The 14,172-nt window shown below is 45.5% G+C and carries 12 protein-coding genes, 1 tRNA gene and 1 other annotated feature; of the genes, 4 read left to right on the plus strand and 9 right to left on the minus strand.

From position 1 onward, the window contains the following. Positions 1-215: 215 nt before the first annotated feature. Genes IGI78_RS11610 through IGI78_RS11625 form a run of 4 tightly spaced genes read right to left on the minus strand, consistent with a single transcriptional unit; the run spans position 216 to position 4,171 of the window. Positions 216-1,046 (minus strand): energy-coupling factor transporter transmembrane component T family protein, encoded by an 831-nt coding sequence (locus IGI78_RS11610; protein ID WP_081117422.1) that lies wholly within the window; start codon positions 1,044-1,046, stop codon positions 216-218. Beyond that, positions 1,036-2,745 carry an ABC transporter ATP-binding protein gene (locus IGI78_RS11615; protein ID WP_195264683.1) on the minus strand — a complete coding sequence of 570 codons (1,710 nt, stop codon included), beginning with the start codon at positions 2,743-2,745 and terminating at the stop codon, positions 1,036-1,038. Before IGI78_RS11615 ends, IGI78_RS11610 begins: the two co-directional genes overlap by 11 nt. A gap of 26 nt (positions 2,746-2,771) precedes the next feature. After that, on the minus strand, positions 2,772-3,326 hold the full coding sequence (locus IGI78_RS11620) for an ECF-type riboflavin transporter substrate-binding protein (RefSeq protein ID WP_081117424.1): 555 nt from the start codon (positions 3,324-3,326) through the stop codon (positions 2,772-2,774). Beyond that, on the minus strand, positions 3,323-4,171 hold the full coding sequence (locus IGI78_RS11625; protein ID WP_077452839.1) for an SAM hydrolase/SAM-dependent halogenase family protein: 849 nt from the start codon (positions 4,169-4,171) through the stop codon (positions 3,323-3,325). Before IGI78_RS11625 ends, IGI78_RS11620 begins: the two co-directional genes overlap by 4 nt. A 92-nt stretch (positions 4,172-4,263) precedes the next feature. Next, positions 4,264-4,502, minus strand: a binding site (T-box leader). Positions 4,503-4,776: 274 nt separating this feature from the next. Between IGI78_RS11625 and IGI78_RS11630 the strand changes: the two genes are divergently transcribed. Continuing rightward, positions 4,777-4,858: transfer RNA gene (locus IGI78_RS11630), tRNA-Leu, on the plus strand. A gap of 93 nt (positions 4,859-4,951) precedes the next feature. Here the strand turns inward: IGI78_RS11630 and IGI78_RS11635 are convergent. Beyond that, entirely contained in the window at positions 4,952-6,604 is a 1,653-nt protein-coding gene (locus tag IGI78_RS11635; RefSeq protein WP_081117425.1) for a peptide ABC transporter substrate-binding protein, read from the minus strand. 563 nt (positions 6,605-7,167) lie between these two features. Between IGI78_RS11635 and IGI78_RS11640 the strand changes: the two genes are divergently transcribed. Continuing rightward, positions 7,168-7,620 carry a DIP1984 family protein gene (locus tag IGI78_RS11640; protein WP_077452841.1) on the plus strand — a complete coding sequence of 151 codons (453 nt, stop codon included), beginning with the start codon at positions 7,168-7,170 and terminating at the stop codon, positions 7,618-7,620. 235 nt (positions 7,621-7,855) lie between these two features. Here IGI78_RS11640 and IGI78_RS11645 read toward each other — a convergent pair whose 3' ends face one another. The 4 genes from IGI78_RS11645 to IGI78_RS11660 all read right to left on the minus strand — a co-directional run bounded on the left by IGI78_RS11645 (position 7,856) and on the right by IGI78_RS11660 (position 11,124). After that, positions 7,856-8,572, minus strand: a complete 717-nt coding sequence (locus IGI78_RS11645; protein WP_081117426.1) for an NADPH-dependent F420 reductase — start codon at positions 8,570-8,572, stop codon at positions 7,856-7,858. Further along, positions 8,565-9,626 carry an LLM class flavin-dependent oxidoreductase gene (locus IGI78_RS11650; protein ID WP_081117427.1) on the minus strand — a complete coding sequence of 354 codons (1,062 nt, stop codon included), beginning with the start codon at positions 9,624-9,626 and terminating at the stop codon, positions 8,565-8,567. Before IGI78_RS11650 ends, IGI78_RS11645 begins: the two co-directional genes overlap by 8 nt. Before the next feature lie 152 nt (positions 9,627-9,778). After that, positions 9,779-10,141 carry a TIGR02328 family protein gene (locus IGI78_RS11655; protein WP_016610641.1) on the minus strand — a complete coding sequence of 121 codons (363 nt, stop codon included), beginning with the start codon at positions 10,139-10,141 and terminating at the stop codon, positions 9,779-9,781. 14 nt (positions 10,142-10,155) lie between these two features. Then, complete coding sequence (locus IGI78_RS11660; protein ID WP_081117428.1) at positions 10,156-11,124, minus strand: NADP-dependent oxidoreductase; 969 nt, start codon at positions 11,122-11,124, stop codon at positions 10,156-10,158. Positions 11,125-11,391: 267 nt separating this feature from the next. Here IGI78_RS11660 and IGI78_RS11665 point away from each other — a divergent pair, with 267 nt between their 5' ends. Next, positions 11,392-12,471 carry an ABC transporter substrate-binding protein gene (locus tag IGI78_RS11665; protein WP_081117429.1) on the plus strand — a complete coding sequence of 360 codons (1,080 nt, stop codon included), beginning with the start codon at positions 11,392-11,394 and terminating at the stop codon, positions 12,469-12,471. Further along, positions 12,472-14,076, plus strand: coding sequence for an amidohydrolase (locus tag IGI78_RS11670; RefSeq protein WP_081117430.1), 1,605 nt, complete (start codon positions 12,472-12,474; stop codon positions 14,074-14,076). The last annotated feature ends 96 nt before the right edge of the window (positions 14,077-14,172 follow it).

A 14,172-nucleotide genomic window follows, 5' to 3' on the forward strand; every position in this document is an offset into this window, starting at 1 on the left:
CCCGCTGGTGGGCTCCTTTTTTTTATCGGCAAAAAAACGCAGACCTAGTAGCAACTGGCACTAGCAAATATAGCATTCGCTGGCGATAATTGACTGATTATCCTGCGTTTTTTGACTCGATCATTTATGGGACGGATGAATCAGAGTTGATTCATCCGTCCCACTTTCATTATTGACAATGAGTCCGTTTTTTTAAGTTTTCATGTGTTGATTTGTTAACGAAACGGATTGTAGAAGCGTCCGCCATTAAGGACCATCAAGGACAATCCGAGCGCCACGATCAAGCAAACAACAGCAATCGCCAAGAGATCTTTGCCTTGGATCGGCTTAGCTTTCAGCCAGGTACGCTGCTTGTGCTTACCAAACCTTCTTAGCTCCATGGCAGCAGAAATATGGTCGATCCGTTCTAAGCTGGAAAAAATCAAGGGAATCGCGATCGCGACATTGCCTGCCACGCGTTTGCGCAAAGGTGCTTTTTTAGAAAGCTCCACGCCCCGTGCTTGCTGGGCTTTGGCAATGGTCCGAAAATCCTCTTGAATATCAGGGATGTAACGCAAAGCCAGTGCTACTGCATAGGCGATTTTGTAGGAGATCCCGATGCGGTTGATACTGGACGCCAACTCGCTTGGATTGGTGGTAAACAGGAAAATCAACCCTGGCGGAATCGTGACAAAATATTTGATCAACAGATTCAACTCATAAAACACTTGCTCTTGGGTCAATGTATACCGACCGATCCCTTCAAAAATCACGTGGCGCGTACCGTAGATCTCCACCCCATATTCTGGTGCGAAAAGATAGACCGCCACCAAATTCAAAAGCGAAAAGAAGATGATAAATTTCAATACAAAAGCGATATCTCGGTAGCGAATTCCAGCACTGGCAAATAGAAAGACCGAAAACAATGCCAGTCCAATGAGAAAACGCGTATCATAAGAGATCATCCCGATGACGGATAGCAGCAAAAAACAAATCAGTTTTGCGGCACCGCTTAGTTGGTGGATCCACGTTTTGCGGTCAAGATAGCCGATTAGATTACTCTCCATCGTGTCCCTCCTTCTCGCTGGCAATAAAGGCGGCAGTAAAAGCGGCGGGATCTGTCAGCTGGTTAAGGGTCGCCAGTGTGTACAAGCTGGTTTCTTTGAGGTTCGCGGCACTCACCACTTGTTTGTCTGCTAAAACAACTTCTGGCGGTGCGTCCAGCAAAATCGTTCCTTGCGTCAAAACGATCGTCCGCTGTGTATACTCCAACATCAGGTGCATATCGTGGGTGATCATAACGATCGTTAATCCCCGCTGGTTCAACTCCTGTAAGAATTGCATCATTTCGGTGTAATGGCGATAGTCTTGTCCTGCTGTTGGCTCATCCAATAAAATGAGTTCAGGATCTAAGACGAGGATCGCTGCAATGGCGGCTCGGCGTTTTTGCCCATGACTTAGTGCCGACAATGGCCATGAGCGAAACGGATACAGACCACAGATTTTCAAGGTCTGATGAACCTTTTCTGTGATTTCAGCCTCTGGAACGTTTCGGTTGCGCAAGCCTAAGGCAACTTCGTCAAACAGGAAGTTTTTTGACAGCATTTGATTGCTGTTTTGCAAAACATAGCCAATTTTTTGCGCTCGTTCTTTGATGGAATCATTGCCCATGTCCGTTCCTTGCCAAAGTAATTTGCCAGATGTCGGAGTCAAAAAGCCAGTAATCAAATGGGACAAGGTCGATTTTCCTGCGCCATTATGCCCGACCAAACTAATCATTTCTCCTTGATGGATGGTAAAATCCAGTGCCTGCAAAATTGGTTTGCCCACTTGGTAAGAAAACGATAGATTTTTCGCTTCCAACAACGGCGGCTGGTGGCTAGGAAGTGCCGTTTTCGGAAATTTTTCTTGAAACTGAGTCAGTTTTTCGGCAATCTCAGGTGATGCAAATGCTTCTACCGCGACCAAATCAGCAGCATCGGTCACGGGAACCCCCGCTTTTTTTAAGGCGGCTAAATACAGTGGTTCACGAATGCCAACTTGCTGCAGCATGTCCGTTTTTAATAGTTCATTCGGTGTACTGTCGGCAAGGATGCGGCCTTCTTCCATCACGATGATGCGATCGACAGCGGCGGCTAACACTTCTTCTAAGCGGTGTTCGATGATGATGGTGGTAAAACGCTTCTCTTGATACAGCTGGTCGATCATTTTGATGGCTTCCACACCTGTTTGCGGATCCAAGTTGGCTAGCGGCTCATCAAACAGTAGAATCGGTGTTTCATCGATCAAAACACCTGCCATTGAAACACGCTGCTTTTGGCCACCCGATAATTCCTGCGGTTTTTTCGCCAAATGATCCATTAAGTCGGTCTTTTCAGCCCAAAAACGCAGCGCCTCTTGCATCACTGCTTGACTACGCTGATCGTTTTCCAATGAAAACACGATATCTTCTGCTACGGTCAAACCTACAAATTGGCTATCGGTGTCTTGCAGCACCGTGCCGACGGTCAAAGACAGCTCATAGATGGAAGCTTGTCCAAAATCATTAGTACCGATCGTCAATTCTCCGGTACTACTGCCTTTGTCATTTTGCGGAATCAAACCGTTCAAACATTTTCCTAATGTACTTTTGCCAGAACCGCTGGCACCGACGATCAGGACTTTTTCTCCTTCATAGATCGTTAGATCGATGTTTTTCAAGGTGGGTTCCGCTTGTGCATCATATTGGAAAGAAAAATTCGTAAATTGAATGATTTTTTGTTTCATTTTTTAGCCTTCACACATTTCTTTGGTTAGGATTCCTTGCTCAAGCTGCCTTTTTTGGTTTTGGTTTGGGCATAGGCTTTTAGCAGGATCACTCCGATTATCCCAGTTACGACTGCATTGGTCAATCCCGCAATGGCTCCTTGCGTAAAGACTTTGTTCGCTGGTTCGCCATAGATCAAAATATCACCGATCGGGGCAATGATCACCCAGACGACCAAATTTGCGATCGTTTCACCGATCAAGAAGGTCCGAATTTCTTTAGCCCCAAAGGTTCCTTGCTGGATTGGAATCCAACGAGTCAAAAGTCCAAAGAACACCCCTAAGATCCCAGAGGCGGCGATCCAAGACCACCATGGACCATAAGTCGTCAAATCTCCTAGAGCATGCCCGATAAAGCCCGCTAAACCAGCAACGATTGGACCGTAGACAACGCCTAATAGCGCCAAGAAAGGATAGGCTGTGGCGATATCCGTATTTGGAAAACCAGTCGGGATCGTGACGAAACGTTTTAAGACGAAAAAGACGGCAGCACCGATACCGATTGCAACAATGTGTTTTACTGTAAATTTTGATTGATTCATTTTTCATTTCTCCTTTTTTTGAGGGTAATTTTCCAATTCGTGCCAGTCCCGATTTTATAGGTTTCAGCAAATGAAGCCAAGTTGAGCCCTAAACCAATATTCAATAGGGAATTGACATATAAGACAGGTTCATTTTCCGACACTTGCGCAAAGGAGCGTCCGAAACGCACTTCTTCTTGATAACGCAGTGTATCTTGGTAGTAGATACTGACGAGCAGCGGCTCATTGTATTGGACCTGCCATTGCTTAAAGAACGTATGGGGAATATTCGTCCACAACGAACCAAAGCGGATATCGAGAATATCGATCGTACCAGTAATCGTTTCTGCTGTTTGGCTTGGCTTTTCAATGGCAAAGACTTGGATCGCTTCTTTAGGTTCGGGTGTTCCTAGCTCATCAAAGCTGATGGCGCCGCTGGCGAGCCGCGCGGCGTTATACATATAAACATCCCGACCATGAAACGTATGGCTTTCGGCTGATCCGGCCAACCGCTCAGTTGCCTCATTGATCACCCGTAGTTCAGCGATTCCGATATAAGTCGCTAAATAGGTTAGGGTGCCATTATCTGGCGTCAAAACCAACTGTCCGGTCGCCAACTTGGCAACCACGCTTCGTCGATCAGACCCTACGCCAGGATCGACCACTGAAACAAAGACCGTTCCCGCTGGCCAATAGGTGACGCTTTGCAGCAGACGATAGCTGGCATCATGAATGTTGTATGGCTCGATCTCATGAGTCAAATCAGCAATGACCAGCTCCGGTGCCACTTGATAAGCTACCCCGTACATCGCATTGACCGCTCCATCTTGCAAACCAAAATCGGTTTGAACCACTAATTTGTGCATTTTTCTCTCCTCCCAACAACCTTTCTCCTTTTCAACAAAACCTGCGCTTGAAACAGCTGACCGTGCAGACACAAAAAAAGCCCTTAGCCAAAGCTAAGGGCATCACCTGCGGTACCACCTTAATCTGCAAAACCTTCACAGGCTTCACCTCATTCAGTACCCGAAAACACTCGGAGACTGTCGCTTGTTAACGGGGCAACCGTATTTTCCTAATTAGTCAGAAAATCCGCTCCAAAGTCATTTCAAATCATTCGTTGTCGTTCCTTCTCACCTACCGGAACTCTCTGCTAGACAATTTCCTTGATTCTACTTTCTTTTTCATCGCGTTTGCATTTTGTTTCATTTAAATTATCAAAGCTTGTGCCTTTTGTCAATTCTCTTTTAAGAAAAAATTCAAACAGAAGGCATAATTTGTCAAAAGATTCACGCAATTCCTGAATTTCGCTCGAAAATTCTTCATATTTTCTCGGTATGATACTTGTATACCAACAAACAACCCTAACACTTTTTCATTTTTACTCCTATCCCGCCAGTCCCCGCTGGCGGGCTCCTTTTTGTGAGATTGGACTTGCATTTCTTCCTAGAAAGGATTATCTTTATCTTATGCGGAAGTGGCGGAATGGCAGACGCGCACGCTTCAGGCGCGTGTGAGTTTATCTCGTGTGGGTTCAACTCCCATCTTCCGCATTTAGCAGTTCAGCTTTCTGAACTGCTTTTTTTGTTGCAAAACGCGCATGTTCATCGAATAAACATGCGCGTTTCATTCAACTATTTTTCCTCTTATTCACTCACATAGGCGGTGCGGAAAAAGAAATGCGCGCCATAAGCTGGGAATTGGATGTCTTTTACCTTTGATTTGATTAGATAATTTGAAGCACTTTGGTATAGAGGGACTTGCGCAGCATCTTGTTCCAACAAAATTTCTTCTGCCGCTTTGTAATCTTCAAAATATTGATCGGGGTCATTGGCATGAACGGTGCGCGCATCTTCCGTCAACGCCGTATATTCTTCATTGACATAGCCACCGTAGTTAAAGGAAGCGCCGGTTTTGTATAAGATAAAGAACATATCCATGTCACTGCTTCCAGCGATCCAACCAGAAACGGAAAGCTCATAATCACTATTTGCTCTTGATTGATTCAAGCTGGCACGTGGCTGTTTGTTGATGGAGATCGACAAGCCTGGCAAGTTTTCTTGCAGTTGGCTTTGCAAGTACTCCCCGATTTTTTGACCATTGTCATCATCTGTCACTAATAAACGCAGCGTCGTACTTTCGCCAATTTCGGCTTGGGCTTTTTCCCACTCTTCCTTGGCAGCCTCTAAATCATACAGGTTATAATCACCGCTATATGCTCGAAAATCTTCGCCAGTATTTGGATTCGCAGCTAAGCCGGTAGGGATCAATCCATTTAAAACTTTCGCGCCATCGTTCAACACATTATCCACGAGACTTTCTTTGTCGATCGCCAATGCGATCGCTTTACGCACATGAACATTTGCTAAGGCATCGTTGGCGGTTTTGTTAAAGTCTAAGAAAAAGTTCGCCACATCATTTTGCGTAACTAGCTCTTCATTGTCTCCATATTGTTGAACATAGATCCCACTGATTTTTTGCAAATCAAGATCGCCGCTTTCAAACAATTGGATCCCCGTATTTTCTTCTTTGATGGTGGAGCCTTTGATTTCCTCCAATTGAACGACATCAGCATCGTAGTATTGGTCGTTTTTCACTAGCGTCCACTCATCTCCCGTCTGTTGCCAATCGGTTAAAGTAAAGGGACCAGAATACAACAAATCTTCACTTGTACGGGCATAGGTATCGCCTTTTTCTTCAACAAAGGCTTGATTTTGCGGTGCCAACCAGCCGATGGAAATCAAGGATAAAAACGAAGGCTGCGGCTGCTCCAACTGCACGATAAAGGTCGCATCATCTGGGGTTTCCAGACCAATCGTTTCTACGTCTGCATTGCCTTCACGAATGTCTTTACTATTGACTACATTATCCAACAAATAGGCGTTTGGTCCCATCGTTGCTGGATCGACTAACTTTTTCCACGCATAAGCAAAGTCAGCTGAAGTGATCGCTTCGCCATTGCTCCACTTCGCATCCTCTCGCAAGGTAAAGGTATAGGTTTTGCCATCTTCACTGATTTCGACTCCTTCTGCCAAGCCTGGAACTGGTTCGCTGTTTTCATCGAAACGGTAAAGCCCTTCGAATAAATGTTGGACGATGGTAAACGTTGCTTTATCCGTCGTTTGGGTCGTATCGAGAGTCGTCAGCTCAGCTGGTAGACTCACCGCGATCGCTTGATTCGGCGCTCCGTTAGTTTCAGCCTCTGATCCCTCAGTATTTCCTGTTGTCGTGCAGCCAGAAAGGGTCAACCCAATCACTCCTGCTGCAACCAATAAACGCTTCTTCCAGATCATTTTCATTCTTCCTCCTATGTGATTGCGCAACCAACGCAAGTGTTTTTCATGACAGCCAAAAACGCATTCAACGATAAAAAGAAAAAACCTCATCCCTTTGCTTATCAACTTTGACAAACAAAGGGACGAGATTTTCGTGTTACCACCCTTTTTCGCACCACTCTCACAAATGGCACCTCAACAGTACGCTAAGATACTTGGCACGGTAACGGCTGCTTTCCGTCTGATTTGCGTGAACAAATCAGATCACTCAGAGCTCATCTTCACTTTTTTTCTGCTGCCCTTTCTCACCATCCGGGTTCTCTTCTAACAGATTCCAAAGCTACTCTTCTCTTCATCGTCTTTCTTTTTATCTAAAAAAATGGTAAATGACGTTTTTTTGTCTATTTCATGATTGTTATAAAGTATACTATTGGTGTTTTTGGAAGTCAACAAGAATTGCGAATATTCAGTTTTTTATGATTTTTCTATCAGAGCTTGTTTTGCGTCTTGCTTGCCTTTCGTCACGTTCTTCTCTAGGATAAGAACTAGATAAGCTGTTCTCATTTGTAAAAAGGAGTGTGCCGAAAATGAAATTAGCAGAAGCGTTACTTTTAAGACGAGATTTGAACAATCGTCTGTTTCAATTGCGCAACGAGATCTCTAGTAGTGTGTTAGTCCAAGAAGGCGATACCTTGGATCGCAGTATCACAGAATTGTTCAAGGAATACGATGAGATCAATCAACAGTATTCAGAATTGGTCGTAGCCATCAATCGGAAAAATGCGACTGCCTCTGTAGCAGATAGTGCGTTATTGCTGATGGAAGCACTAGAACGGCGAGAACAGCTGCGCCGCAAGCATGCACTGCTAACGCAAGCACTGGATGAAACCAAAGCAGCTCCCCGAATGGGTCGCAACGAAATTCGACTGGTACGTACGATCGATACAAAAACGCTAACGGAGCAATTGAATGCGACCGCCAAGCAGTTGCGAGAATTAGATGGAAAGATCCAACAAACCAATTGGCTGGTCGATCTTTAACAAACATGGGTGGGTGTCAAAGGCGAGCACAAAGCAGGTACAGGCTGATATGTACACTATGGAACGTCTGGCAGAGACGTAAACGTAACAACCACTGCTTACGAATCACAATCGTAACAATCACATTGTATTTTTTAGCGACCGTGTGCTGATTTGACTGGATGGGAAAAACCCTCTTCTTTTTTGAGAAGAGGGTTGTTTTTATCGTATCCAATCGTACATTGAGGCGGCTCTTTTACTGAGGAACCTGCTGCTCATTATTCACAGTGGCAGAACGCGTCAGGAACGTTTGCCCTTTCTCACTGCTCCAAAACGCCTTCATCAATGCCGTCAATCCCTCTTTGGTTTGATTGGCACCAAAGAAAGGGCTGCCGGGTTCTAACATGATGCCATTAGCTAAAGCACCGATAGGAAAGGGATCAAAGCCGAAAGCGGCAACGATTTCGGCTGTCTGATCAAGGGCGGTTTGGTCATCACCAGCAATGGCGATGGCTTTTTTGGCAGTTCCTTGAGCAGCCGTTCTCGTCAGCAAGGATTCCTCTTGGATATCGTGGTACCCCATATGATTGAATCCTTTGACTACTTTACTTTGGGAAAAATAGCGTTGCACACGTTCCGAAGAAGTCTGCTCGATGGTTGAGTATTCTGTCTCTTTGCCATCGACTTCCCACCAATAATTCATGGCGTCGATCACTAGCTTGCCAGCCAATGCTTCTGCTGGCAGCTGTTGGTACTTACTCAATGGGATTGCCAAAATGATCGTTTGGGCTTCTGTCATCACTTCAGCGGCATTTTTTGCAATCGCTCCCGGAGCCAACACAGAAACGGATAGGGCGATTTTTTCTGGTGGCTTCGTACTGGCGATCAAGACCCGATAGCCCGCCTGGGCACCAAGATTTGCGAGCGCTAAGCCTAACTTGCCTGCGCCTAAAATTCCGATGGTTTTAGGCATTGCCATCACCTGCTGCCAACAATTCTTTCACCCGTGGAATCACTTTGGTTCCATACAATTCAATCGTTTTGAAACGGTCTTTTTGCAGCTGTCCGCCAGTACCGTAAACCAGATCAAAGCGTTCTACACCGACTTGCGGCATCATACGGGCAATTTTTTGCGCTACGGTTTCTGGACTGCCTACATAGTAAGACCCATGTTCGACTTCAAAGTCAAAGCGCTCTTTGCTCATGGCTGGCCAGCCGCGATCAAGACCGATTTTGTCCATGCTCTTTTTGATGTAATCCCAGCCGATTTCATAGGCTTCTTCGTCGGTGTCGGCGATCACACCATGGGAGTGCATGCCGATTGGCAGAATCGGTTGCCCCAGTTGCTGTGCTGCCTTTTTATACAGATCAACATAGGGCGCAAAACGAGCGGGTTCGCCACCGATGATCGCTAACATAACAGGAAACCCATAACGGACGGCACGAATGATCGATTCAGGAGTTCCACCGACACCCACATAGGTATTTAATTGATGCCCCTCGATTTTTGGGAAAACGTCGGCATTTTTTAAGGATTGCGTAAACTTGCCTTCCCAAGTTAATGGTTTGCCTTTTCTCAATTCACTGAACATTGCTGTTTTTTCTTCAAATAGTTCTTCATAATCTTGCAAGTCATAGCCAAATAGAGGGAATGATTCAGTAAAAGATCCTCGTCCCAGCATGATTTGTGCGCGACCGTTCGACAACGCATCAACGGTCGCGAACCGTTCGTAGACCCGCACGGGATCATCCGAACTCAAGACAGTTACACCGGTACCTAATTTGATGGTTTTGGTAACCATTGCTAAAGCCGCTAGTACCGTATCAGGACTTGAGATCGAATATTCTTCCCGATGGTGCTCCCCTAAGGCAATGACATCGATGCCGACTTCATCGGCTAATTTTCCTTCTGCCACGATATTGCGCAACGATTCGCTATAACTGATCCGTTCTTTCGTTGTATCATCAAAGGCTAGATCGCCAAACGTATCTAACCCAAATTCAAGATTTCTGTGATTGATGGTCATTTTCTTTTCCTCATTTCTCATTACTGATTCTCTGTTCTCACTATAACAAGGAACAAAAAAAGTTGCGAACAATATGCTTACTTTTTGTAAGTTGCCGATTTTAAAGCAAAAAAACACTTTCCCGAACAAAAATTCAGGAAAGTGTTTGGTCTTTAAAGATAGATCCCTTTACTATGGAGATTCACTAAGCATTCTTCCAAGTATGCTTCATCATGTTCTGGATAGATCGGCGTAGTCAAAGGAACGGCTTGAACGGAGGGTTCCAGCGGCAGATTTTTGCCACGATACGCTGGATCGTACCATTCAGGTGCTGGCCGATAGCCTCGACGGGTCATTTCATCCAGCACTAACTGATGGTATTGAAACAATTTATAGGGTGGATGAGTAAAAACGTAATCGACCGTTGCGTGCTTCTTGCCCCAGCCTAACCCTCGTAAGGCTGCTGCTTCACGATGCTGGCCTAACAGCTGCTGCCGGGGCAAAGCAGGGATCAGTGCTTCATGCCATAAGCGCATCGGTTCAGCCTCCTTTATTCTGCGTCTTGGCTGATGAAATTGTCTTGATTTTCAATAACGATCTTACCGACTGCATGGTGTGTCTCACTCAATGCGTGGGCATCGTAAATTCCTTGTGCTGTCAATGGGAAGGTTGCACCGATGACACTATTGACTTTTTCTGCTTCGATCAGCTCTGTCAATTCTGCCAATTGTTTGCCGTTGGTTCGTAACCAAATTGCTTTGGCGAAGATGTCTTTTTCTTTTGCCAAGTCTTCGTCTTCAATACTCAAAATCGAGATCAGACGGCCCTTAGGTTTTAAGACAGTGAAACTTTTCTTCTGGGTGTCGCCCCCCATCGTATCAAAGACCAAATCGATGTCTTGCAAGACTTCTTCAAAATCTGTCGTATGGTAATCGATGATCTCATCGGCACCAAGTTTTTGCAATAACTCATGGTTACGAGGACTAGCCGTTGTGATGACGTAAGCGCCAGCTGCTTTTGCTAGTTGGATCGCATAGGTACCAACTCCGCCTGCTCCGGCATGGATCAAGACTTTTTCCCCTGCTTTTAAACGACCGTGTTCAAACAACGCTTGGTAAGCAGTCAAACCAGCTAATGGCACTGCAGCTGCTTCTGCGTAGTTTTGGTTTTCTGGTTTGATCGCTGCTAACTCAGCATCCACGATGGCGTAATCAGCATACGTCCCAAAACGAGTCGTTTCAGGGCGGGCATAGATCGCATCACCAACTTTGAATTCTGTCACGTCAGCACCTATTTCTACGATATCCCCTGCGACATCCCAACCTAAAATAATTGGGAAGTCCCATGGAAACATTTGTTTCAAATAGCCTTCTCTTAATTTCCAATCGATTGGGTTGATGGACGTTGCGGCAACTTTGACTAATAATTGATTTGCTTTTAATTCTGGTAATTGGACCGTTGCTTCTTTTAATTGGTCTTTTCCACCATAGGCTTCAATAACGACAGCACGTGTTTCCATTGATGCTTCACTCCTTACATTCATTCTTCATCAAAGAGAGGTTCCTGTTTTTCCATCCCTTGATTTCTCACTTCCCTAGCTTAGGCAAAAGGAGGGAATTTGACAAATGATATGTTTGGAAACTGCCCCAGCCACCTGGCCGTTCCTCCTGCTAAACCTTGAAAGAAACGGGTTTATTTTTTCTTCATTTTTTTATTGCCTTTTCTTTAAAAATCAATTACGCTACTCAAGAAATACGAAATTGTAGAGAAAGAAGGAATTGATGAATTGAAAAGGTTGTGGGTATTTTTTGGCGGTGTGATCGGCATCACCGCATTGCTGTTTTTCGGTGCTTCGGTGTTAACGAAAGAATCGGGGGCAGCAACGTCGTCCGACAAAAATACAGTGATTATTTACAATTGGGGCGAATATATTGACCCCGAATTGATCAAAACATTCGAGACTGAGACTGGTTACTCAGTGATTTATAATACATTTGACTCCAACGAAGCGATGGAAACAAAAATCAAACAAGGCGGCTCACGCTATGATTTGGTTTTCCCTAGCGAATCGATCATTCCGAAAATGATCGAAGAAGGACTGTTAGTGCCTTTAGATCATCAGAAATTGACGGGAACGGAAGATCTGTCGCCTTTTTTGATGGATCAAGCCTTTGATCCGGACAATACCTATTCGATCCCCTATTTTTGGGGCACGATCGGAATCATGGCAAATACTGAAGAAGTCGATGTTTCTTCGATCCATGGCTGGAGTGATTTATGGAACCCTGCATTTAAAAATGATGTATTGATGGTGGATGGTGCTCGCGAAACCTTAGGAATCGCGTTACAGACGCTCGGTCTTTCCCAAAACGAAAAAGACCCGACCAAGGTCGCCAAAGCCTTGAAGAAGCTGGAAAGTATCCGTCCCAATGTCAAAGCAGTTTTGACCGACGAGATCAAAACCTTGATGATCAACAACGATGCCCCTTTAGGAATCGGGTATTCGGGCGATGCCGCTTATGTGATGGCGGAAAATCCTGCCGTCACCTATATCGTTCCCAATGACGGCGGTGCGATTTGGACAGACAATTTTGCGATCCCGAAAACCGTTGGTAATCTTGAGGGAGCTTACGCATTCATCAACTTTATGCTCCGCCCAGAAAATGCCGCACAAAATGCCGAATACGTGGGCTATGCCACGCCGAGTGAAACGGCAAAAGCCATGCTGCCAGCAGAACTGACTGCTGACATAGCTTTCTACCCTGAGCCAAGTGCAATGGAACAAATGGAACATTATGAATACTTAGGAAAAGAAGCGGTTGAGCTTTACAACGACCTTTTCCTTGAATGGAAGTTGGGATTATAATTGTCACTATTACTAAAATCTGAACACATCTTTGATACCAAAACGAAAACGACTTTTGCGGGCTTTCTCCTGATAGAAGACCAGAAAATCACGGCTGTAGGTCCTCTTTCAGCGCTGCCAACACTTGCTAAAGACACCCAGGTCATTGATCTCAAAGAACAAATGATCATCCCAGGCTTTATTGATGCTCATGTTCATTTTTATCTTTCCGCATTACTCCATCAAGGGGCACTGACCCATCTTACGGGAGTGACAGAAGAAGCCGTTGCCCAGCAAGTGCCCGCGCTGCCCATCACCCATGGATGGAAAATTGGCATCGGCTGGTTCAGCAGTGATTTTGGTCAGCAAGTCTACCCGACGAAAGATTCGATCGACAACTATTGTGCCAACACGCCTGTCATGCTGATTTCCGGTGATGCCCACAGTATTTGGTTGAATAGCCAAGGGATCGCTGCTTTAGGGATCACACCTGAGAACTTACCAGCAGGGATCAGCGGGGAGGCACTACTTGACGAAAACAGCGGACAATTAAGCGGCTGCTTTTTAGAAGCGATCGCCATTCATTATTTAGCAAAGGTCTTACAGTCGTTCCAAGCACAAAGCCCTGCTGCTTTTCTGACCTATATGAAACAGCTCAATCAATACGGCATCACGACGATCGGCGATGTTGCCTTGACAGGAGAAAGCTGGGACGATCTAGTCTATCCCACTCTTTATCGACAGACGGAAGCAGAAGCGACCTTGCGCGCTGTCTTTTATCCAGCCATGCGAGAAGACATCACGCAACTAAAAGAAACTTACCGTACTTATCGCTCCGAAAAAGTACAGATGGGCGGCGTCAAACAATTTTTTGACGGCGTGACGAGTACGCACACCGCTTTTTTAAAAGCGGAATATGAAACACCGTATTTTGCTGGTGATGTCGGGATGCCGTTGATCGATGTTCAACGAATGCGCCGCTTTATTTTACAAGCCAACCAGCAAGACTGGCCGATGCGCATCCATACCATTGGTGATGAAGCGATTCGACAAGCACTCCTCTTTTATCAAGAAAGTGCTGCTGCTCACCCGCTTTCTAAAGGCAAAGCCAATACCTTGGAACACTTGGAAGTGATGGATGCCGCTGATCTGCCACTAGTTCGCCAAGAACAACTGGTACTCTCCGTACAGCCTAGCCATTTATTAGTCGGTTATGAGACCCTCGATGAAGAAGTAGGACCTCAGCGTGCCAGTCAAATGTTTCCTTTTCAGTCCTTTCTAGAGCAAGGTGCCACCTTGGCATTTGGGACTGATACGCCAGTCGTGATCGACGTGACCCCTTTAGACTCGCTGTATTATGCGGTTGCTCGGCAAGAAAAAAACGGCCAGCCAGTTGGCGGATTGATGCCACAAGAAAAAATCTCCATCGCCGATGCCCTCTATGCCCACACCACTGGCGCCGCTAAAGCCTTGAGTCGGCAAGATATCGGGCGATTAGAAGTTGGCTGTTTAGCCGATCTTTGTATTTTGTCCCAAAACATCTTGCCTTTGACTGCCGAAGAATTACTTCAAACGACCGTTGAAGCGACCGTATTTGATGGGCGATTTGTTTATCGGCGTAATTGACATGAACCACCGATAGGAACCACGCGTAATCTACGCGTGGTTTTTGTTTTGTACGCGCTGAAATTGATGCGCAAAAAAACTCCAGCACTTGTACAC

Origin of the sequence: Enterococcus sp. DIV1767 (genome assembly GCF_050542585.1) — a bacterium.
GTDB classification, from domain to species: domain Bacteria; phylum Bacillota; class Bacilli; order Lactobacillales; family Enterococcaceae; genus Enterococcus_D; species Enterococcus_D innesii.